General features: G+C 62.2%; 20 protein-coding genes. 8 read left to right on the top strand and 12 right to left on the bottom strand.

Annotated features, from left to right (window positions below):
• Window positions 1–3 precede the first annotated feature (3 nt).
• A complete protein-coding gene (locus NKI63_RS03580) occupies window positions 4–1,434 on the top strand; it encodes an FAD-binding oxidoreductase (protein ID WP_352505235.1) in 1,431 nt (476 codons plus the stop codon).
• 185 nt (window positions 1,435–1,619) lie between these two features.
• Window positions 1,620–2,186, top strand: coding sequence for a DUF6101 family protein (locus NKI63_RS03575; RefSeq protein ID WP_352689752.1), 567 nt, complete (start codon window positions 1,620–1,622; stop codon window positions 2,184–2,186).
• Here the strand turns inward: NKI63_RS03575 and ubiA are convergent, their stop codons facing one another.
• Window positions 2,187–3,170 carry a 4-hydroxybenzoate octaprenyltransferase gene (ubiA, locus tag NKI63_RS03570; RefSeq protein ID WP_352820507.1) on the bottom strand — a complete coding sequence of 328 codons (984 nt, stop codon included), beginning with the start codon at window positions 3,168–3,170 and terminating at the stop codon, window positions 2,187–2,189.
• 156 nt (window positions 3,171–3,326) lie between these two features.
• Here ubiA and purD point away from each other — a divergent pair, with 156 nt between their 5' ends.
• Window positions 3,327–4,604, top strand: coding sequence for a phosphoribosylamine--glycine ligase (gene purD, locus NKI63_RS03565; protein ID WP_352689750.1), 1,278 nt, complete (start codon window positions 3,327–3,329; stop codon window positions 4,602–4,604).
• A 21-nt stretch (window positions 4,605–4,625) separates the two neighbouring features.
• Here purD and NKI63_RS03560 read toward each other — a convergent pair whose 3' ends face one another.
• Both NKI63_RS03560 and NKI63_RS03555 read right to left on the bottom strand, forming a co-directional pair.
• On the bottom strand, window positions 4,626–5,786 hold the full coding sequence (locus NKI63_RS03560; RefSeq protein WP_352689749.1) for a glycoside hydrolase family 25 protein: 1,161 nt from the start codon (window positions 5,784–5,786) through the stop codon (window positions 4,626–4,628).
• A gap of 121 nt (window positions 5,787–5,907) precedes the next feature.
• Complete coding sequence (locus NKI63_RS03555; RefSeq protein ID WP_352689748.1) at window positions 5,908–6,138, bottom strand: hypothetical protein; 231 nt, start codon at window positions 6,136–6,138, stop codon at window positions 5,908–5,910.
• A 224-nt stretch (window positions 6,139–6,362) separates the two neighbouring features.
• Here NKI63_RS03555 and NKI63_RS03550 point away from each other — a divergent pair, with 224 nt between their 5' ends.
• Window positions 6,363–8,126: an acyl-CoA dehydrogenase family protein gene (locus tag NKI63_RS03550; RefSeq protein ID WP_352689747.1), complete on the top strand. Its 1,764-nt coding sequence runs from the start codon at window positions 6,363–6,365 to the stop codon at window positions 8,124–8,126.
• A 53-nt stretch (window positions 8,127–8,179) separates the two neighbouring features.
• Complete coding sequence (locus NKI63_RS03545) at window positions 8,180–8,932, top strand: crotonase/enoyl-CoA hydratase family protein (protein WP_352689746.1); 753 nt, start codon at window positions 8,180–8,182, stop codon at window positions 8,930–8,932.
• Between the two features lie 70 nt (window positions 8,933–9,002).
• On the opposite strand, the gene NKI63_RS03540 is transcribed toward NKI63_RS03545, so the two are convergent.
• From NKI63_RS03540 to pdxH, 4 genes are all read right to left on the bottom strand, one after another.
• Entirely contained in the window at window positions 9,003–9,218 is a 216-nt protein-coding gene (locus NKI63_RS03540) for a hypothetical protein (RefSeq protein ID WP_352476647.1), read from the bottom strand.
• Window positions 9,219–9,487: 269 nt separating this feature from the next.
• Window positions 9,488–9,766 carry a type II toxin-antitoxin system RelE/ParE family toxin gene (locus NKI63_RS03535; protein ID WP_352689744.1) on the bottom strand — a complete coding sequence of 93 codons (279 nt, stop codon included), beginning with the start codon at window positions 9,764–9,766 and terminating at the stop codon, window positions 9,488–9,490.
• Window positions 9,763–10,008, bottom strand: coding sequence for a CopG family ribbon-helix-helix protein (locus NKI63_RS03530; RefSeq protein ID WP_352645874.1), 246 nt, complete (start codon window positions 10,006–10,008; stop codon window positions 9,763–9,765). Before NKI63_RS03530 ends, NKI63_RS03535 begins: the two co-directional genes overlap by 4 nt.
• A gap of 72 nt (window positions 10,009–10,080) precedes the next feature.
• Window positions 10,081–10,698, bottom strand: coding sequence for a pyridoxamine 5'-phosphate oxidase (pdxH, locus tag NKI63_RS03525; RefSeq protein WP_292663882.1), 618 nt, complete (start codon window positions 10,696–10,698; stop codon window positions 10,081–10,083).
• 39 nt (window positions 10,699–10,737) lie between these two features.
• Here pdxH and NKI63_RS03520 point away from each other — a divergent pair, with 39 nt between their 5' ends.
• Together NKI63_RS03520 and NKI63_RS03515 are read left to right on the top strand one after the other, a co-directional pair.
• Complete coding sequence (locus NKI63_RS03520; protein ID WP_352689743.1) at window positions 10,738–11,199, top strand: RT0821/Lpp0805 family surface protein; 462 nt, start codon at window positions 10,738–10,740, stop codon at window positions 11,197–11,199.
• A gap of 100 nt (window positions 11,200–11,299) precedes the next feature.
• Window positions 11,300–12,226 carry a DnaJ C-terminal domain-containing protein gene (locus NKI63_RS03515; protein WP_352689742.1) on the top strand — a complete coding sequence of 309 codons (927 nt, stop codon included), beginning with the start codon at window positions 11,300–11,302 and terminating at the stop codon, window positions 12,224–12,226.
• Between the two features lie 152 nt (window positions 12,227–12,378).
• On the opposite strand, the gene NKI63_RS03510 is transcribed toward NKI63_RS03515, so the two are convergent.
• The 5 genes from NKI63_RS03510 to NKI63_RS03490 all read right to left on the bottom strand — a co-directional run bounded on the left by NKI63_RS03510 (window position 12,379) and on the right by NKI63_RS03490 (window position 19,382).
• Window positions 12,379–13,041 (bottom strand): hypothetical protein, encoded by a 663-nt coding sequence (locus tag NKI63_RS03510; RefSeq protein WP_352689741.1) that lies wholly within the window; start codon window positions 13,039–13,041, stop codon window positions 12,379–12,381.
• A gap of 28 nt (window positions 13,042–13,069) precedes the next feature.
• The gene (locus tag NKI63_RS03505; RefSeq protein ID WP_352689740.1) at window positions 13,070–14,251 is read right to left on the bottom strand and encodes a gluzincin family metallopeptidase; all 1,182 of its coding nucleotides are present in this window, start codon (window positions 14,249–14,251) and stop codon (window positions 13,070–13,072) included.
• An 85-nt stretch (window positions 14,252–14,336) separates the two neighbouring features.
• The gene (locus NKI63_RS03500) at window positions 14,337–15,005 is read right to left on the bottom strand and encodes a TfuA-like protein (protein WP_352505228.1); all 669 of its coding nucleotides are present in this window, start codon (window positions 15,003–15,005) and stop codon (window positions 14,337–14,339) included.
• 61 nt (window positions 15,006–15,066) lie between these two features.
• On the bottom strand, window positions 15,067–16,215 hold the full coding sequence (locus tag NKI63_RS03495; RefSeq protein WP_352689739.1) for a YcaO-like family protein: 1,149 nt from the start codon (window positions 16,213–16,215) through the stop codon (window positions 15,067–15,069).
• Window positions 16,215–19,382 carry an ATP-binding protein gene (locus tag NKI63_RS03490; RefSeq protein WP_352689738.1) on the bottom strand — a complete coding sequence of 1,056 codons (3,168 nt, stop codon included), beginning with the start codon at window positions 19,380–19,382 and terminating at the stop codon, window positions 16,215–16,217. Before NKI63_RS03490 ends, NKI63_RS03495 begins: the two co-directional genes overlap by 1 nt.
• A 500-nt stretch (window positions 19,383–19,882) precedes the next feature.
• Here NKI63_RS03490 and fabI point away from each other — a divergent pair, with 500 nt between their 5' ends.
• Window positions 19,883–20,701: an enoyl-ACP reductase FabI gene (gene fabI / locus NKI63_RS03485; RefSeq protein ID WP_352777192.1), complete on the top strand. Its 819-nt coding sequence runs from the start codon at window positions 19,883–19,885 to the stop codon at window positions 20,699–20,701.
• Window positions 20,702–20,707: the final 6 nt, after the last annotated feature.

Here is a 20,707-nt window from a genome sequence, read left to right as displayed (position 1 = left end):
CACATGAATGACATTTCCCCAGGTCTCGACCCCGCCGTCGTCGCGCGCTTTGCGACAATCGTCGGCGACAAATATGCGCTGCGCGACCAGCAGGACATCGCGCCTTACCTCGCCGAGCGGCGCGGACTTTGGCACGGCAGGACGGCGCTGGTGCTGAGGCCGGGGACCGTCGAGGAGGTCAGCCGCATCATGCGACTGGCGACCGAAACCGGCACGCCCATCGTGCCGCAAAGCGGCAACACCGGGCTAGTCGGTGCCCAGGTGCCCGATGCTTCCGGTCGCGAGATCGTGCTATCGCTGTCGCGGCTGAACCGCATCCGCGAAATCGATACGCTGTCCAACACGGTGACGGTCGAAACCGGCGTCATCCTGCAGACGCTGCAGGAAGCGGCCGATGCCGCCGACCGGCTGTTTCCGCTGTCGCTTGCCGCGCAAGGCTCCTGCCAGATCGGCGGCAATCTCTCCTCCAACGCCGGCGGCACCGGCGTGCTTGCCTACGGCAATGCGCGCGAGCTGTGCCTCGGCGTCGAAGTGGTGCTGCCGACCGGCGAAGTGTTCGACGATCTGCGCAAGCTGAAAAAGGACAATACCGGTTACGATTTGAAGAACCTGTTCGTCGGCGCGGAAGGCACGCTCGGCATCATCACCGCCGCCGTGCTCAAGCTTTTCCCCAAGCCGAAGGGGCGCGAGGTGGCGTTTGCCGGCCTGTCATCGCCGGAGGCGGCACTGTCGCTGTTCAGCCTGGCGATGGATCGTGCCGGGGCAGCGCTCACCGCCTTCGAGCTGATCGGCCAGAGGCCCTACGACTCTACGCTTGCCCACGCGCAAGGCGTGGTGCGGCCGCTGGCCGGCGATTGGCCGTGGTATGTGCTGATGCAGATCTCGTCGGGCCGTTCGGCCGACGATGCCAGGGCCCTGATCGAGGAGGTGCTGGAGGCAGGCCTCGAGCAAGGGATCGTCGGCGATGCGGTGATCGCGGCAAGCATGGCCCAGGGCGACGCGTTCTGGAATTTCCGCGAGGTGCTGCCCGAGGCGCAGAAACCGGAAGGTGCCTCGATCAAGCACGACATCTCGGTGCCGGTAGCATTAATCCCGCCATTCATCGAAAGCGCCGCCGGCGCCGTGCAGTCGGTCAGTCCCGGCGCACGCGTCGTCTGCTTCGGCCACATGGGCGACGGCAACCTGCACTACAATATCTCCCGGCCGGTCGACGGCGATGACGAGGCGTTTCTCGGCCTTTACCACGTCATGAACAAGGCCGTGCACGACGTCGTGCGCTCGTTTCATGGCTCCATCTCGGCCGAGCACGGCATCGGCCAGTTGAAGCGGGACGAATTGATCGCGACGGCGCCGCCGATGGCAATCGAGCTGATGCGCAGGGTGAAGGCCGCGTTCGACCCGGCCGGCATCATGAATCCCGGTAAGGTTATCTGATCCTTTCGCCGGCCTGCGCCGGTTCGCAATCCGATAACCATCCGCCCCGGATCAGCAAAATTTAACCGACTTTCTTAAGCGCGAGGATAAGAAGCTCGCGCTAATGTTTCTCCACAACGAGGCTGGGAAAACCGGCCCGGAGAACCGGAAACACCGGCTCTCAGGAGAAACAGGAAAGGCACAATATGAACACTGGACTGAAGCCAGTCTGGGCCGGGCGCAATATGCGCCTTGATCCATTCCGCCTGCCGCAGGTGGTGAGCTACGCCACGCGCGACGACTATGGCGACGTTACCTTCACCATCGACCAGCGCGGCGCGTTTATCCGCCGCACGCTGGAGATGAGCGGCGTGCCGGCGATCATCGCTCTGCCCGCCAACGCGTTTCGCGGCGTCGCCGCCCGCGCCATGGAGGATCCGGATGGCAATGTCACAGTGACACTCGAGCTTCTGCACAACGACCCGATGCTGTCGGTGCCGCTGCTGGTCGCCGACGATCTCGATGACGTCGCCGCCGACTGGCGCGCCTGGGCCGACGCCTACCGCCTGCCCATGCTGCTGATCGAGGCCGACGGCATTGCCCGCACGCTGGAAGAATCGCTCGGCGCCGCCATCAAGGCGCTGCCGGCGCAGGACCGCCGCAAGGGTCGCGTCTCGACCATGCGCCGCCCGCGCTTCCTCGCCCGCCGCCGCGCCGGCGATCTCGGCCTCAGGCTGGTCATCGGCGGCGAGGAGCTTATTTCGCGGGAGTAGCTAAACCAGCGGCTTCAGCGTCACCCAGGCCGCGCCGCCGATCAGGCCGAGGAAGATCAGCCAGCCGACCTGGTTGTTCGATCTGAACAGCCTTAGGCACTGGTCCGGATTGTCGATGTCGAGCACGGCGATCTGCCGGGTCATATGCGCGCCGGCGGCGATCAGCCCGGCGAGCGCCGGCACCGGTGCCTGCGCCGAGGCAAAGGCAATGGCGAAGCAGACCAGCGCTCCGCCATAAAGCCCGGCCAGCCAGGCTCTGGTGTTATCGCCGAACAGGCGCGCCGTCGAGCGCACGCCGACGATGGCGTCGTCTTCCTTGTCCTGATGCGCATAGATCGTGTCGTAGCCGATCACCCACAGGATCGAGCCGATGTAGAGCATGATTGCCGGCCCATCGAGATCGCCGAACTCGACCGCCCATCCCATCAGCGCTCCCCAGGAAAAGGCAAGGCCGAGAACCAGTTGCGGCCAATTGGTATATCGCTTCATGAACGGATAGATGGCGACGATGGCCAGCGAGCCGATGCCCAGCGACATGGCAAAGCTGTTGAACTGCAAAAGCACGGCGAGGCCGACCAGTGCCTGCAGGGCAACAAACATCCAGGCCTGTCGGCGCGTGACCTTGCCGGCCGGCAGCGGCCGCGAGCGCGTGCGTTCCACCTGGTTGTCTATGTCCTCGTCGACCAAATCATTGTAGGTGCAGCCGGCGCCACGCATGGCGAACGCACCGAGAAAAAACAGCAGCAGGTACCACGGCGACGGCAGCAGCGAGAGCAGCGGATCCGTCGGACGCGGATAGGCGCTCGCGGCAAGTGCAGCCGACCACCAGCATGGCCACAGCAGCAATTGCCAGCCGATCGGCCGGTCCCACCGGGCAAGCTGCGCATAGGGCCACAACCCCCGCGGCAGCGCGCGATAAACCCAGTGGCCGCTCGGCGCATCGGCGACGCGGCCTTGGGCCGCTTTCGACTGGACGGTTTCCATTTTGCTGAAGTGGCAGCAGAGGCGAATGCCGTCAAGCGTCAAGCAGCCCCCGCAGGCTCGCCACGCGCAATCGGCGCTTCGGCAGCCAAATGTCTTGACCCGTCGGGCGCGGCGCAATAGCGCAGTCCTGGTCTTGGAATGACGAGGAATCTGGGCATGCGTGTTTTACTGATCGGCTCCGGCGGACGAGAACATGCGCTGGCATGGAAGATGGCGGCGTCACCGCTGCTGACCAAACTCTATGCGGTGCCCGGCAATCCGGGGATCGGCCGCGAAGCCGAGCTGGTGAGGCTCGATATTGCGGATCACACGGCGGTGGCCCGGTTTTGCCGCGAGAATGAAATAGACCTCGTCGTGGTCGGGCCGGAAGGGCCGCTGGTCGCCGGCATTGCCGACGACCTGCGCGCCGAGGGCATCCGCGTCTTCGGCCCGTCAAAGGCGGCGGCACGGCTGGAAGGATCAAAGGGTTTCACCAAAGACCTCTGCGCCAAATACGGCGTCCCGACCGCCGCCTATGGCCGCTTCGGCGATCTGGCTTCGGCCAGGGCGTATGTCGAGAAGACGGGTGCGCCGATCGTCATCAAGGCCGACGGCCTAGCTGCCGGCAAGGGCGTCACCGTCGCCATGACGCTTGACGAGGCGCGGACCGCGCTCGACGCCTGTTTTGATGGCTCTTTCGGCCAAGCCGGCGCGGAAGTGGTGGTCGAGGAGTTTCTCGTCGGTGAAGAAGCAAGTTTCTTCTGCCTGTGCGACGGCACCACCGCGCTGCCCTTTGGCACGGCGCAGGACCATAAGCGCCTCAGTGACGGCGACACCGGCCCGAACACCGGCGGCATGGGCGCCTATTCGCCGGCGCCGGTGATGACGCCGGAGATGATCGACCGAACCATGCGCGAGATCGTCGAGCCGACCATGCGCGGCATGGCTGAAACAGGCGCTCCGTTTTCCGGCGTGCTGTTCGCCGGGCTGATGATTACTGACAAGGGGCCGAAGCTGATCGAATACAACACCCGCTTCGGCGACCCGGAATGCCAGGTGCTGATGATGCGGCTGAAGGACGATCTGCTCGTCCTGCTCAACGCCGCCGCTGACGGCCAACTGGCGCACACCTCGGTGCGCTGGCGCGACGACGCGGCGCTCACCGTGGTGATGGCGGCCAGGGGTTATCCCGGAGCGCCGGAAAAGGGCTCGGTCATCCGCGGCGTCGAGGCGGCGGCGGGCGAGGGCGTCGAGATATTTCATGCCGGCACCGCCATAAACGGCGGTGCACTCGTCGCCAATGGCGGTCGCGTGCTCAACATCACGGCGACCGGCCGCACCGTCGGCGAGGCGCAGAAGAGGGCTTACGCCGCGCTCGACAGGATCGACTGGCCGCAAGGCTTTTGCCGCCGTGACATTGGCTGGCTGGCACTGGCGCGCGAGCAGTCGAACTGACGCTTCAGGCGGCCTCCGGCTTCAGTGCAGGCCGCGGTCAAATTCGGTCGAGACGGTGCTGACCGCACCGGCGGTGGGGGCAATTGCGGACACCGAGGCCGCACGCTTTTCGTTTCGCATCCAGGCGACATATTCGGCAATCCCGCGGGGAAGGCTCGGCGTCGTCTTCGCAGCCGGCATTTGAAAGCCGCTGCTGAAGCTGGCCAAGCGCGCCCTGAGTACCGCGACCAGTTGCTCGAGGCTCGGGGGTGCTGCCACGGTGGCGTAGGTCATGGCAGTGCCGGCGAGCCCCGCCTCGCGTGAGAGCGGCACCGGTATCAAGGCGAGATAATCCGGCTGCACGTCGATCAGGCCGCCGAACGGCCACTGCGCGCGCAATTCCGTCGCGTTCATCGGCGCGACGCTGACGTCGATATCGTTAGGTGTGCCCGCGACCCGGTAGGGACAGCGGAACCGGCCGCAATTTGCTCGCGCCGAAAACTGCCAGAGCGCATACCCCTGCCAGTTGCCCATCGGAAAATGCAGGCCGATGTCTGGCTTGTAGCGCGCATACCACAGCGGCAGCCGGGACAGGAGCGGGTATTTATACTTGTTGTCGGCGATATGCCGGGCTGTCGTGCCGTTGGTGTAGAGCACCGGAAAGCGGCCAACCCGACGATGCACATGGCGCACGAATTCCTCGGCATCCTCGAGCGACATCCATTGGGTGGGATCATCGTCCTCGATATCGAGGGCAAGCAGGTCATCCGGCCCGGGTTTCACGAAATTGATGAAATTATTGGCCTGTCCCACGGGGTTGCCGGGGCGGGCGAGATGATAGGCACCCCATTTCAGGCCCAGTGCCTTGGCCACCACCTTGCGCGTCTGGAACAGTTCCTGTGCCATCGCATGGCGTTTCCAGAGCGTCTTGCACAGCCGCAGCTCGGTCTCGTCGCCGAAACAGAAATAGGGTGGCGGCATTCCGTCCGATGCCTTGTTGATGAAGCCGACAAGACGCTTGTCGTCGGCTAGCCGGGTCCAGTCGATGGAATTGTATTCGTAGGCGTCGACGACCAGTGCCCGGTCCGCATCCTTCCACGGTTCGGAGAAATCCGAGGCCTTTGCCGGCTTCAGCGCCAGGGTCATCGCGGCCGCGACAAGGAGAAGCGCTGAGCGGACAAGGGGGCGCGCCGGCGTCTTCAAACAGCAGATCCTTGCTGGCCAAAGCCATATCCTGAACGGCCATGGTTAAGGAAATGCTCTCGATCGCGGCCCGGGGACGCCACGGCTCGGACAGCTTCTCCGTCGATGGTTTTGATGGTCGTCAATGTCGAGAGCGGGTTTGAAACGGGTCGGGCGCCGGCACTTGCGACAGCGTTCCCGCCGTCTCGCGCTTACGGTGACGGGCGAGCGAGCATTGCGGCGAGCACAATATGCCGCGATCAGACCAATAGCCTGCTCCGTTCTCCATCTTACCTTCGTGATAGCAAAAACCGGTCGCCCGGTAGGGCAGGCCGCATTCGATGCAGCGATAGGCGTCAGGTCTGGCGAGCACGGGCGGTCCGATCCGGTATTCCTGATTCCGCCGGTCGAACTTATCCCGGCTTTTGGCGAATTTAGCCTGCGTCGCAGCAATTGGCAAAATCCGCGTGACAAAGTTTGACGTTTACGTAAAAAGAAGATCGCCAGGGAAGCCGAAAGCAGATGATTTTGCCTCGGCACGGGTCTTAAGTAGACCTTCCGGACTGAGGGCGGCCGGACGGAGGAGGAGCGAGCGCCATGTATCGGGCACCGGTCGAGGAAATCGCCTTCACCCTGAAGCATGTCGCCGGCTTGAAGCCGGCGCTCGATGCCGGCACCTTTGGCGAACTCGGTGAGGACCTCGTTGACGCCATTCTGGCCGAGGCCGGCCGCTTCGCCAGCGAGGAGGTGGCGCCGCTCTACACGATCGGCGACCAGCACGGCGCGGTGCTCAACGGCGCTGCCGTCACTACCCCGCCGGGCTGGAAAGAACTTTATCGCCGCTGGATCGGCGGTGGCTGGAATGCGCTGTCGGCGCCGGAAGCGTATGGCGGCCAGGCGCTGCCGGCCATGCTCGGCGTCGCCGCGCTTGAAATGTGGAACTCCGCCTCGATGGCGTTCGGCATCGCCCCGACGCTGACCATGGGCGCGGTCGAAGCACTCGACAAGCATGGCTCGCAGGCGCTCAAGGCCAAATATCTGGAAAAACTGGTCTCCGGCGAATGGATGGGCACCATGAACCTGACCGAGCCACAGGCAGGCTCGGACCTGAATGCCTTGCGAACCCGCGCCGAACCGGTCGGCGACGGCAGCTACCGCATCTTCGGGCAAAAGATATTCATCACCTATGGCGAGCACGATTTCACCGACAACATCATCCATCTGGTGCTGGCGCGGCTGCCGGACGCACCGCCCGGTACGCGCGGCCTGTCTTTGTTCCTGGTACCGAAATTCCTCGTCGGCGACGATGGCGCGCTGGGCGCACGAAACGACGTCTTCTGCTCCGGGCTGGAGCACAAACTGGGCATCCACGCTTCGCCGACCTGCACGATGATCTATGGCGATGGCTTCGAAGGCGCTGCGCCCGGCGCGATCGGTTGGCTGGTCGGCGAGGAGAACAAGGGCCTCGCCTGCATGTTCACCATGATGAACAACGCGCGCCTTGCCGTCGGCATGCAGGGCGTGGCGGTCGCCGAGGCGGCGATGCAAAAGGCGCTCGCCTATGCAAACGACCGCCGGCAAGGCAAGGCGGCGAGCTATCGCGGTGCCGGCATGGCGCCGATCGTGCATCACCCCGACATCCAGCGCAGTCTTCTGACCATGAAGGCGCTGACCCAGATTGCCCGCGCCATCTGCTATTCCTGCGCCCACGCCATCGATCTCGCGTCGCGGAGCGAGGATGCAAAGCACTGGCAGGAGCGCGCCAATCTCTTGACGCCGCTGGCCAAGGCGTTTTCCACCGATGTTGGCGTCGAGGTCGCCTCGCTTGGGCTGCAGGTGCATGGCGGCATGGGATTCATCGAGGAGACAGGGGCAGCGGCGCTTTATCGCGACGCGCGCATTGCACCCATTTACGAAGGCACCAATGGCATCCAGGCGATCGATCTGGTGACGCGCAAGCTGCCGCTCGGCGGCGGTCAGCATGTGCATGGCTACATCGCCGAGCTCAAGGCCGTCGCCGATGCGGTGCGAGCGTCGAACCTTGAGGGCTTTGGCCGCACCGCCGATCGCCTCGACCAGGCGCTTGATGACCTGTCACAGGCGAGCCGTTCCCTGCAAGACCTGCAGGCCGAAGGCCGTCCGGACCAGGCGTTGGCCGGCGCCACACCTTATCTCAGGCTGATCTCGCTTGCCGCCGGCGGCGCCTATCTGGCGCGCGGCGCGCTTGCCGACCAAAGCCGCATCGCGCTGTGTCGGTTCTTCGCCGAGAACCTGCTTGGCGAAGCGGGCGCGCTCAAGGAGCGCGTCATCGGCGGCGCCGACAGCCTTGCCGTTGCCGGCAAAGCGCTGATTTCAGCCTGACGTTCGCACGCGCCGAAATTCACAAAGGCCCGAAATTCACAAAGGACCAATCCGTGACAGACCACATCCTCGTCGAACGCCAGGGTGCCATCCAGATCATCCGCATGAACCGTCCGGACAAGAAGAACGCCCTGACCCGCGCCATGTACGCGACGATGTCGGCGGCTCTTGCCGGCGGCGACGCCGATCCGGCAATCCGCGTCCATGTCTTTCTCGGCGTGCCCGGTGCCTTCTCGTCCGGTAACGATCTTGCCGATTTCATGGTCGTCGCCTCGGGCGGCGAAGGCGGTACCGAAGTCTGGGATTTCCTGATGGCGCTGGCCAAAGCGGAGAAGCCGATGGTTTCCGGCGTCGACGGCATTGCGGTCGGTATCGGCACCACGCTCAACCTGCATTGCGACCTGACCTTCGCCACGCCGCGCACAATGTTCCGGACGCCCTTCGTCGATCTCGGCCTTGTGCCGGAGGCAGGATCGAGCCTGCTCGCACCGCAGATCCTTGGCCGGCAAGGCGCCTTCGCGCTGCTTGGCCTCGGCGAGGGCTTTTCGGCCGAGCGCGCCAAGGCCGCCGGGCTGATCTACGAGGTGGTCGAGGAAGAGGCACTCGAAGCATCGGTATTGGCGGCGGCGGGCCAGATCTCGGCCAAACCGCCGCAAGCGCTAAGGATCGCGCGCGACCTGATGCGCGGCTCGCGCGACGACCTTGTCGAGCGCATCGGCAAGGAAAGCCAGCATTTCCGCGAGCGGCTCAAATCCGAGGAGGCCCGCGCAGCCTTGACGGCCTTCATGGCCAGGAAAAAGGCCTAGACCCTGGCCTTGTCTCGCATCGTGGACCCGCCGGCAGCGACCGGCGGGCGGTTTCGCCACGCTCTCTTTGTCACATCGCCATTTTCTTACATTCGGCCTGAGCCTTTGCCGAAGACGTGTCGATCATGAATGTCTTGCCTTTGGCGTCGGTCATCAACATCATGCAATGCTTGATCGGTTTCGCCATTTTCATCATTTCGGCGCTCATCTTCGCGTCGGGCATCATGGTGCCCATATGCCCATCGGGCATGATCGCCATGACCTCCCCACCCTTCATCATCGTCATTGTCCCCATCGTGTCTTCCGCAAAGGCCTGCGAAGCGAAAAGGCCGACGAGACCGGCCATCGTGACCAACCTGAGTGAATGCATTGCGTCCTCCTGAATTTGCGCCAGCGGCGCGTTGAGCCCTTTCCTGGTTCGTTGCGGCAAGCTGGAACGTTTCACGCACACGAGATCGTGATCGTGGGATTGGAAACGCCAGGTCTCTATAGCCCGGCATGGGTCGCGCAGGAGCCTGATCTCCTGTGTCTCGATGCGACTTACATGGCCTGCGGCTAGCGCTGCGCGGCGTGCATGACGGTGAGGATTTCGACAGTTTCGCCGTCGATGGGACAAGGGACGATATACGGCACATCGACCAAGACGAGTTCGCGTGTCCCCTTGATGCGCCCGATGCGCCCCATCGCCGGCTGTTCGGTGAGATGTTCCGCCGCCGTTACGATGCGCGCAATGATCCTCGCGGCCGCCTCGGGATTGTCTTTCTCAACATGCGTGCCGATTTCATCAAGCCGCCGCAACGCCCGCTTGGTCCAGCGGATTCGCTTATGGCTCATGCCTGGCGGGTGGATTTAACGTATTTTCTAACGACAGCCTCTACGTCGCTGGCACCCGCAAAATCGCCTTGCGAGGCTTCAGCCAATCCTGCCTCTATCTCGGCGAGTTGCCATTCCTCACGGGCTACAAAATCCTCAATGGCCTTCGCAGCCACGTAGGAGCGCGAGCGGTCGAGCTTCTCGGCAAGCCGGTCTAGCCGGTCTGCAGTTTCGTCACGAACGCGCACGGTAAAAGCCGTCATGGCCACATTCCTCTGGTTCACTATGATTATTAGTGAACCAAAGTGGTTCGTCAAGGATTGCCGCATCGTCCTCTACGGATAAAGCCTCACCTTGTCCCAGCCGCCCTCGGCGTTGCGCGAAAAGACGACACGGTCGTGCAGCCGGAACGGACGGTCGTGCCAGAACTCGATGGTCTGCGGCACGATGCGGAAGCCCGACCAGTGTTTTGGCCGCGGGATGTCGCCGATCGCGTGGCGCGCCGTGTATTCGGCGACCGCCTTTTCCAGCGCGAAGCGGCTTTCCAGCGGCCGCGACTGCTTGGACGCCCACGCGCCGATGCGGCTGCCGCGCGGGCGCGTCGCGTAATAGGCATCGGCTTCGGCGTCGGTGACGATCTCCACCGGGCCGCGCGCCCGCACCTGCCGGCGCAGCGATTTCCAGTGGAAGCACATCGCCGCTTTCATGCTGCCCAGGATCTCGCGGCCCTTGGCGCTCTCGAAATTCGTGTAGAAGACAAAGCCGCCCTCATCGAAGCCCTTGAGCAGCACCATGCGCACATTCGGCATACCCTCGGCGTCGACCGTCGCCAGCGCCACGCTGTTGGGGTCGTTGATCTCGCTCTTCGTCGCGTCGTCGAGCCACGCCGCAAAAAGCCGGAACGGCTCCGCTGCCTCGGTAAAGTCACCGCTTGTTAACCCGGTTTCGCTCATAGTTTTCCCAAATTTGTCGCCGGCTGGGGAGATTGCCGATTGTCGCGTATCGCGCAAGCTTTTGACAGTGGGCAATGGAGCGTTATCGCTTCGGCCAGTGCCAAAGCCATGATCGTGACAATCATCCTGCCGCTTGCCGCCTGTGGCGGGGGCGGCTTCAGCCTGGAGCAGACGGAGGTCGACCGCTCGATACTGACCTCGAGCACGCCGGTCTCGGTCACGCCGCTCGATCAGGACCGCGCCTCCGACCAGGCCACGATCCGCAACGCCGTGTCCTCCGCCGACGTTGAGCAACTGGCCGGGCAGGCCGTTCCGTGGGCAAATGCCGATACCGGCTCGCGCGGCTCCATCACCGAGCTCGCGGAATTCAGGGCTAACGGCGAGACATGCCGTCGCTTCACCGCTTCACGCGAGAGCTTCGACGGCGTCGCGCTGTTCAAAGGCGAAGTATGCCTGGCCGGCGGCAGCGCCTGGCGAATGCAGGATTTCAAGGCGCTCTGATTTTCCGCCGGAGACATAGTGGTAAGCCACTGGAATTTCTTCCTATGCAAGCGCATATAGGAGGCGATCATGGAACCACTCCTTCTCCAGGGCAGTAAGCATGCGCGACCCCTATGAGGTGCTGGGCGTTGCCAAGAACGCATCGGCCAAGGACATAAAATCGGCGTACCGAAAGCTCGCCAAGAAGTATCATCCGGACCAGAATCCGGATCCCAAGGCAAAGGAGCGTTTTGCCGCCGCCAACCAGGCTTACGAGATCGTCGGCGACGAGAAGAACCGGGCGGCTTTCGATCGCGGTGAGATCGACGCCGAAGGCAAACCGCGGTTCCAGGGTTTCGAGAGTGCGGCCGGCGGCGCCGATCCTTTCGCCGGTTTCCGCCGGCAGCAAGGGCCGGGCGGCGCGCATTTCGAATTCCGCACCGGCCGTCCCGGCGGTGATCCGTTCGACGGCAACAGCGACATCTTCAGCCAGATCTTCGGCGATGCTTTCAGCCAGCAGCGCGGAGCCGGCATGGGCGCCGGCCGCCGGATGCCGACCGCAGCCGACCTCAACGTCACGCTGGACGTGACCATCGAGGAGGCCGCAACCGCCGAGAAAGTGACGGCGATGTTCCCCGACGGCCGCAAGATGGCGGTCAAGTTGCCGGCCTATGTCGAGGACGGTCAGACCATCCGGTTGAAAGGCCAGGGTGAGCAAGGACCGGGGCAGCCGGGCGATGCACTGGTCAAGATCCGTTTCCGCCGGCATCCGCGCTACCGCGTCGAGGGCCGCGACCTGCATGTCGACCTGCCGGTGGAACTGGCCGATGCGGTGCATGGCGCCAAGGTGGCGGTCGAAACCCCGACCGGCAGGATTGCGGTCAACGTCCCCCCTTGGTCGAGCTCGGACAAGGTTCTGCGGCTGAAGGGCAGGGGCCTGCCGGAAAAGGCCGGCGGTCACGGCGATCTCTACGCGCATGTGCGGCTGATGCTGCCGGAAGGCGGCGACGCCGAGCTAGAGGCGCTGATGCGCCGGCGAAAGAGCTGACGGTCGAAAAGGCCGGCGCTTGATACCATGTGTGAAAAGCGGGCATGAGTGGTTTCATGCCGTCGGTTATCGACATGAAACGAGCAACCAGCGCCACTGGGCTGGCCGACCACAACTCGCGATCGGCCATGCGCGCACTAGACTAGCGTCTATCAGTCGCCAAGTCTTCCCCCGCGGTGCCCCATCATCATTCGGGACGCGTACATTGTGGGCGAGCTTTTGCCCGGTAGATTCGCGTCAAGAACAATCTGCTCGACGAAACCCTGATTCACTTCAATCTCCACGCATTTGTCGAGCTTATCAACGATCCAGACGGCGTATCCTTCACTCTCCTTGGATTTATAGTTGGAGTCGTCTTCAGGAATATCTGCCTCCGGATTTGCTGGAATTAACATTACCTTGGGCTTCGGGAGATCATAAGTATGACCCTCGTAGGCATATCCAAATATTATACCGCAACTAAGTATTTCTTTATCACCATTTGCTGGGTTTATATCAATCGCCCCAAGCATAAGCATAAACCTATTTACGATCGAATTAACAAACACATAACTGCTATTGTTAGGTGGGGTTTTACTAAGATATTTCTTAAACCGTAAAATTCTTTTGTCATCAGGATCGCCGTCATCAAGTATCTTTGCTATTATTATAGAATGATTCTTGTATTTTCCTGTTATTGGCTCCAGTGTCTTTTTCTTTTTGCTTGATATAGGAAGACCAAGACCAGGTATTCCATAGAGGCGCACTTGTGTGGCGTTAAATGCTCCATGGGGATCTTTCGTGGTGTAAGTCGGTCGATGAAAATCGTCGCTCATGTTGTTACCCTCCGTTGCAATCACCAATTCATAAAATTTCCCGCCACCTGAAATTCTCTTCGAAGCTTGCCGCTATGGCCGGGCGGATGCGGTCGGACACTTCGATGATGGTGGAGGCTGCGACTGCGAATGTGAGATGATCGGCATCGAGGCGTGTCCACGCGCGCGCAAGCCCAAGCGCGACATCGTCGCGCGCCTTGATTAGCTCGGTCTTAAAAAGGAACGGACGGGCCCGGAATGCATCGCCCGTGAAGTCGGAGATGTGCCGCATGTCGGCTTCGCCAACCTGCCTGATGTCGAAGCCAAGCAGGCGCTCGTCGGCCAAGCCCTGCCGCACCAGGCCGGCATGGTAGAGATCGACCAGAGTATCGAACACCGCTCCCGTGAATGGGCGAGACCGGTCATGAATCTCTTCGGTCACTTCCGTCATCTTGCGCGAGTTACTGGCAAGGCGGATCTGGCGGTCGCCCGTCAGTTCGGCGATGCGGTTGAGCTCGTTGAGGACAAGCAGGTTTGCCTGGCTGTGCCGTAACAATCGATCCATCCCGCTGTCGAAATGCAGGAACGAAAGCAGCGAAATAAGATCGGCGTTGGCTTCGTGGAACGGCCCGAAGTCGCCGTCCTGCAGGCCTTGCGTGGGCACTCCGAAGAGAGAAAAGAGTATGGCGTGACCCATTTCGTGCGCGATCACGTCGAAGTTGAGGGCGTACGGATGGCCGCGCCCGTCGGCTCCACGCTCGCGGCCAAGCTCCAGATATCCAAACCCCGATTGCGCATTCTCCCAGTCAAGCCAGGGAATGATCTCAAGCCGCTCGTATGTTTCGGCGAAGTACCAGACAATCGGCTTGCCCAGATAGCTTTCCCAGATGTCCAGCACCCGGCTCGCGGCCGCGAACGCATGCGCTGCCAGGAACTGGCGCGACTGAAGAGAGAGGTGGTCGAAATGACCATCAAGGCCGGGTCCGGCTGGTGGGAAATACGCGCCAACAAAGGGCGGCAGGTAAGGATACTCGTACGGCTGCTTGTCCAGCACGGGATCACGCACATATATGCGATGATCCTCCGGGCCCGGATGGATCAAACCAGGCGATGTTGAAATCCAGACCGCCTCGGGTTTCTCGTACCCAGAAACGTGAGGCGCTTGTGGGTATAGCAGGAAGCGCGTTCCAGCCGACATCCCCGCCCGACCGGCGACATCGAGCGCGTTCAACTGCGCGGCCCCTCTCATAGTCGGCAACACTAGCACGAAGCCTGCACTTCGTAAATTGCACCAGGTATCACCGGCAACTCTGTCGTCAGATTGCTAAGCCGGCGTCCTCCAAATCCTGGACAAACGCGACCGTCATTCTGAAATTCTTCAATTCCGCCGGCACCAATGCCTTTTCTCTCATAAGTTGCAGAGCCGACAGTGCGTCGCGTTTCTTTTGCTGAACGAAAGCTCCTGCGAGAATTTGCCGGCAGGCTTCGATATCATGGTCACCGGCTTCCGGTAATGTCTCGCGGACCATTCGCGACAGCGTACGTTCCCTAAAATTGAGGTTCCGGGCCGTATTCCCAAGCTTTCCTGACAAATCGGTGGAGATCAGGTTCCGCCTCCAAGCGGCGCGGACGGTTATTCGCAAATCAACCAAAGCGTGCGTTAGTGGCGAAAAATTCACCGCCTTCGGACCGTACAGCACTGCCACTGCGTCATCAGGCAGGAAAGCGAAGCGGCGATACCATCGATAGATAAGGCCAACGCCGTGCATGTACGGGTAAAGCTCGGCGGCTCGCAAGGCTCCCATGCTTCCCGCACCAATTACCGGGATGGCCTGGCTGATCGCCCACAGTATCTCCTTGTGCCTCACTGCCGGCTCAGCCTGGAAAGCGCCGTCTATGATGACAATTGCAGCCGGGTCATAACGCTGCACCGCGGCTATGATCGAGCCTTGTACCGCGGGCGCCAGGCAGATCACGTCGGCCACCTGCTGTGCCTCTGGATGCGATAGCGTGGGGCCGGTGAAAACGAGCCGAGGTCGCATCCGGTCACTCCACTAAAGGGTACAATTGCGGGATAACTATCCTGACGGCCGACAGTCGGTTCCAAGGGCTGGTGTTGAGGCGGATCAGATACACCGCGCTGATTCCGCTTTCCTCCAGTCGTGCGAGAAGGCTGCCACGCAAGGTCTGCCCGCTCGCCGCTCGATCGGCAGGCTGGCGGGCGAAACTCACGTCCTTGCGGCCGCCGGTGATCAGCTGGCGGTGCGCCTCGATAAGCTGCCAGTCGGGATATTTCGGATAAGACGCCCGGGTCATGTCGTCGCGCGCACCCGAGATCGCCGCAAGCCGCGCCTGCGCCGCCTCATGGATCGCTTGGACGGCAGCTGCCGCCGGATCGAATGCAGCGGCCGAGCCGTCGGCCGGCAGATGGAGCAATGCCGTCTCTCGAGGATTGCTCTCAATCAGATGGCACCAAATCACAGGCAGGCCAACAGGCGACGGCGCGAGCCAAAGGCCGACGATCATGTCTTTTCGTGCGAGTTCATCCAATAAAGCCAAGACCCTTGCGTCATCGATGGTCGCTGGATCGATTCGCTGGTGTTGCAGAAAACCATGCGTCTTGAGAGCGCGGGCGATCGCATCGCGTTCGACGCATTCCAATATGCCGTGTGTGATGGCGTCTGCTTCATCAAGCGCGGCCGCCAGTCCGGTTGTGGTTGGCGTGAAAATTCCGTCACAGGGGCTGGGCGGTACGAGATAGGCCGTGTGCACCAATTCCAGCGGAACGAAGTCGCGGCCGCCGCCCAGCAGGTTCTCCGCCTCCATCCAAGCGATTTTTCGGCCGCGCCAATCAGCAGGGGCGGGCTCTCGCAGCCACGTCTCAAATCGCCCGTAGGGTATGCCGAGTAAAGTGGCCGAAGCGTAAGCTGCATCAAGATATTCGATGCGCTCGGCGAAAAAGCTCTCAGCGGATTCCAAAATGGCCGATATGGCAGCGCGAGCCAGGCTGGCACCCTTTCCCTGCGCGACCGCGTTTGAAAACGAGAACGGCCTCGTTGCCTGCACGACCGGGATGCCGACACGGTCCAGGCCGGTAATGTCCGCAATACGGGTGATGCCCAACGCTTGTCGCATCGACATCAGATACGTCAGCGCTTCGTCTGCCGGAGGACCAAGGCGCTCATATTGTTCCACTATCGGCTGGCCCGCAGTTCCGGCTCAGGGTTGACGATCAGCGGTTCGCCGGGCTCAACCGACTTCCTTGCCGCTTCGATACGGTCGTTGTAGCTCCGAAGCAGGACGGGCGAGAGATTTGACACGCTGAGCGTCTCGTAGGCCGCGATGAGGATGGGCACGGCATTTTGCTCGGCTGCAGTATTGAGGCTCTTCTCAAGGGCAGCTGCCACCTGGCCAGCTGCCGCGCCGTCAAGGACGAGAAGTTGTGCAATTCGCCGATGTAGTTCCGCCAGCCAATATCGACTGCCACCCGCCTCGGCCTGCGCCACCGCCGAATGAAGCAGGGCAAGCGCGCCACTGATCTCACCCGAGCGCGCGAGAAGTTCCGCCAGCATGCCGCAATAGACGGCCTCGTCCTCAGGTGTCTGCACTTGTCCATGCAGGCCGAGGGCCTCACGCATCTTGTCCTTGCCCCGCTCGAGGTGGCCAGCGTTGCCATCGCACCAGCCCTCGAAGATTTGTGCCGAGACGACTAGCGAAGGCAGGTGATGAAGCGCGGTCAGCTGCCGCAGATCCTCAATCACGTCACGCAACGAAGCGAAGTCGCGGCGATAGCAACTCAGCATCGCGCCGTTGATACAGGCATGCGCGATGCTGCTGACATGGCCAGTCTGCTGAGCCCAGCGGCGGGCCTCCGACATGGAGCGGAGAGCGCTCGTTGCACGTCCCGAGAACCACAGCGACAGTGCACGATGCGCCAAGCCGCACACGCGCGCGTCGTGCCCCCCAAAACGCGTGGCATTCGCGTGCCCCTGGCCCACGTCATAGTGCGGCAATCCAGCATCAACCGCGGCTATGCATCCACCATGGTCTCCGCGATTGAAATCGACTGCCCACAAGCAGTGCCTAGCCTGAAGCTGAATCTCGGGGTCGTTAACCTCCTTTAGATCACTGACGACGGCCTGCGCCCGCTCGCCATCAACGACCGAACCCGTGAACCACCAACCCCAATAGATCGGGAACCACTTGGCGCGCTCCGCTATCGGCCGACGCCGTGCGATATTTACGCCTTCGTCGTAGAGCCTGCGGGCGTGCTCGGAATTTGGCCCTTCGACAGCGGTCAATATCGGCCCGAGCGCCACCATCGCCGAGAGCCGCAGCGCATCCCGTTTGTCATGATCAGAAACCTGCCCGCAAAGCGCAATGGCATGCTCGAGCAGCTGCCTTGCCTCAGCCATAGCCGAGCGGGACGAGCTTTCCATGCCGGCATTGACGAACTCGCCGATCGCTTCGTCAAGCAGGCCACCTCGCTCAGCATGATCGGCAAGAGCTGCCGTTGTTAGCCAGCCAACGAGGCTGCGGTTGCCACTAGCCACCGCATAAAGACGCTGATGCAGGGTCCGGCGCCGTTTCCGTAGTGTTCCACTATAGATCGTTTCTTGGATAAGCGCATGCCGAAACGCGTACACTGTTGCTGCTGCATGCCTGGCGCGTACGAAGCCAGCCTCGGCCAGGGCATTGAGCGCCGCAGAGATTGTGCCCGGGTCAAATTCCGGCAAGAGCGCCGACAGCAAGTCCAGGCTGAATCTGTTGCCGGCGACGGCGGCCGCGCGCGCCACCTCGCGGGCGCGGCCGAGAGGCTCGAGCCGGGCGTCCAACACTGTTTCCAACACCGCCGCGCGGCCGAGCGAAACACCCTGTGGCAGGTGCTCAGTACCGCTAGCGGCATTCTCCGCCATCCATTGGCAAACCTCCTCGATGAACAGGGGTACACCGCCGGTGACGCGCTCGACCAACTCTATCAGCTCAGGCGCGGGCGCTCGCTTGCCCTGAGGCCACATCGTCGCGATTGCCCGCAAGGTGTCGGCATGCTCAAGGGGAGCGAGCAGGACATGCTTGCTTTTTTCATCCAGCCAGTCGCCAGATCCCGGCCTCGTCGTTGCGATCAAGAGCACGGGGCAACTAGGAACCAGTTTTGCAAGTTCACCCAGCAGTTGCTTCGACGTAAGGTCGATCCAGTGAATATCCTCAGCGATCAAGATCACTGGGCCACTGGCGCACGTTGCTTGTAACGCATGGCGCGCAGCCCAACCGGCTTTCTCTCGGATCACTTCCGGATCCATCTCATGGAAACCGGACCTCGCGCCTTCCACGCCGAGCAGAAAAGAAAAGATGTCGACGACTTCGGCGTCGTGAATGTCATGTGCTGCGAACACCTCTGCTACAAGCGCAGGGGTGAGTGCACGCTCGCCGTCGTCGAAATTGCCCAGCATCGCCTGCCGCAGTGGATACAGCGTCGAACGCGAGTCGCCTGGCATACATTGGAAGAGGAGCAACCTGTTGCGTTGGAAGCGCGTTCGCCGGCGCACCTCGTGTAGGATGCGCGACTTGCCAATGCCGGCCTCGCCCTCGATCACTACGACTTGGCCACGTCCCGAAACGGCCTCATTCCAACATTCGTGGATCAGCTCGGCCTCATCCGTACGGTCGACCAAGGGGCTGGTGAGGCGTCCGAACGCGGAGAAACGGTCTACCCCCCGCTTGTGACTCAGCGCCTGCCAGACCTGCTCGGGTTGCGCGAAGCCTTTGATGACGTGAGAACCGTAGAAGCTAAATACGTGTGAGCGCCGTGCCAGATTACGCGTCTCGTTGCACACGACGACGGTATCCGGCCGGGCAATTGCCTGCAGCCTGGTTGCCAGCGCAAATGCAGGGCCGGTTACCGTGTCCTGCGCTACAGCGGTGTCGCCCTTCAGGATTAGCGTCATCGAGGTCGCCACGCCTACCCTTACATGCAGGTCGCTCCTCCCTTTCTCCGCGGCAAGGAGCTTGCACGCCCTGACGATCCCAAGCCCGGCGCTGATCGTCAGCGACGCCGCATCCTTCGCACCCAGATCGACTGGGAACACAGCGACGCCGCCGTCGCCGACCTCGACCGTCACGGTTCCGGAGCACGATACAATCGCTTCCTTGGCGGCCATTTGAAACGCCAAGATAAGTTCCTCAAAATCTTCGATGCCGAGCAGGCCCAGCAGCTCGGTGGAGCCTACGAGATCGTAGCAAAGAGCGGTTAGTATGCGCCGTTCGTGACGGGTCTCGACACCGTCATCCATCAACCCTTTGCCGATCGGAAGGCGCGAGCCAGTCCCCGCCTTCGGAACATCAACTCGGCTCTTATGCGACATGTCACCCTCGCTGACAGGGCATACTATCAAAAGTATGACAGAGCACAAATTACTGAGCGGCGATCGCCGGAAGGTGCGACGGCTGCTCAGGACCTCTCGCCTGTGGGTTGGCGGACTCAACGTCAAATTTTTTGTCCAAAGGCAGACATTCGACGGCCTAAGCCCAGACGTCCGCTCCCGGCGCACCGCAAAGCGGTCGTCCACGGCCCAAAGTATGGAAGTCGGCTCGGGGTCATGACCGTGGCTTCGGCCGCCGGCCAACGAAACTTCTGCCAAAGGGTCATCTTCCGCCGTGACACCGATACTGGCGTCGGATTTTTCCACTGGCCCGCCACTCCAAGGTCAAAGCGCTACAGCGTCCTTTGCGCGCCCAAAAGGACTCGCGGCTCTGTAGACCAGCGGCTTTGTCCCCCGAACTGTCCGCTTTGAACGCTTGAAGGGGCACTGTGGCTGTGCGATAGGCACTCCACAAAGCAGAGAACCTTGCGGAGAGCGCTGACATGGCGGGTGAACGGGGCCTTATGGCCGGCAAGCGCGGCCTTATCCTTGGCATCGCCAACAATCGCTCGATCGCTTACGGCATCGCCAGGGCCTGTGTCGATCACGGCGCCGAGATCGCGCTGACTTATCAGGGCGAGGCGTTCAAGAAACGTGTCGAGCCGCTCGCGGCGGAACTGGGCGCGCATGTCGCCGGCCACTGCGATGTGACCGACCCGGCCAGCCTCGATGCGGTGTTCGCCGATATCGCCAGCCATTGGGGCAAGCTCGATTTCCTCGTCCACGCTATCGCCTTTTCCGACAAGGACGAGCTGACCGGCCGCTATGTCGAGACGACGCGCGATAATTTCCTGCGCACCATGGATATTTCGGTCTATTCCTTCACGACCATTGCCAAACGTGCCGAGGCGCTGATGACCGACGGCGGCTCGCTGCTGACGCTGACCTATTACGGCGCGGAAAAGGTGATGCCGCACTACAACGTCATGGGTGTCGCCAAGGCGGCACTCGAAGCCAGCGTGCGCTATCTGGCCGTCGATCTCGGCGCCAAGAAGATCCGTGTCAACGCGATCTCCGCCGGCCCGATCAAGACGCTTGCCGCATCCGGCATCGGCGATTTCCGCTATATCCTGAAATGGAACGAATACAATTCGCCGTTGAAGCAGACGGTCACGCAGGAGGAGGTTGGCGATTCCGGCGTCTATTTCGTGTCCGACCTTTCGCGTGGCGTCACCGGCGAGATCCATCATGTCGATTCCGGCTATCATGTTGTCGGCATGAAGGCGGTCGACGCGCCGGATATTTCGACGGTCAAGGACTGACGCCAC

Origin of the sequence: Mesorhizobium sp. M0410 (genome assembly GCF_040321435.1) — a bacterium.
Classification (GTDB): domain Bacteria; phylum Pseudomonadota; class Alphaproteobacteria; order Rhizobiales; family Rhizobiaceae; genus Mesorhizobium.
This window is presented reverse-complemented; position numbering and strand designations above follow the sequence as displayed.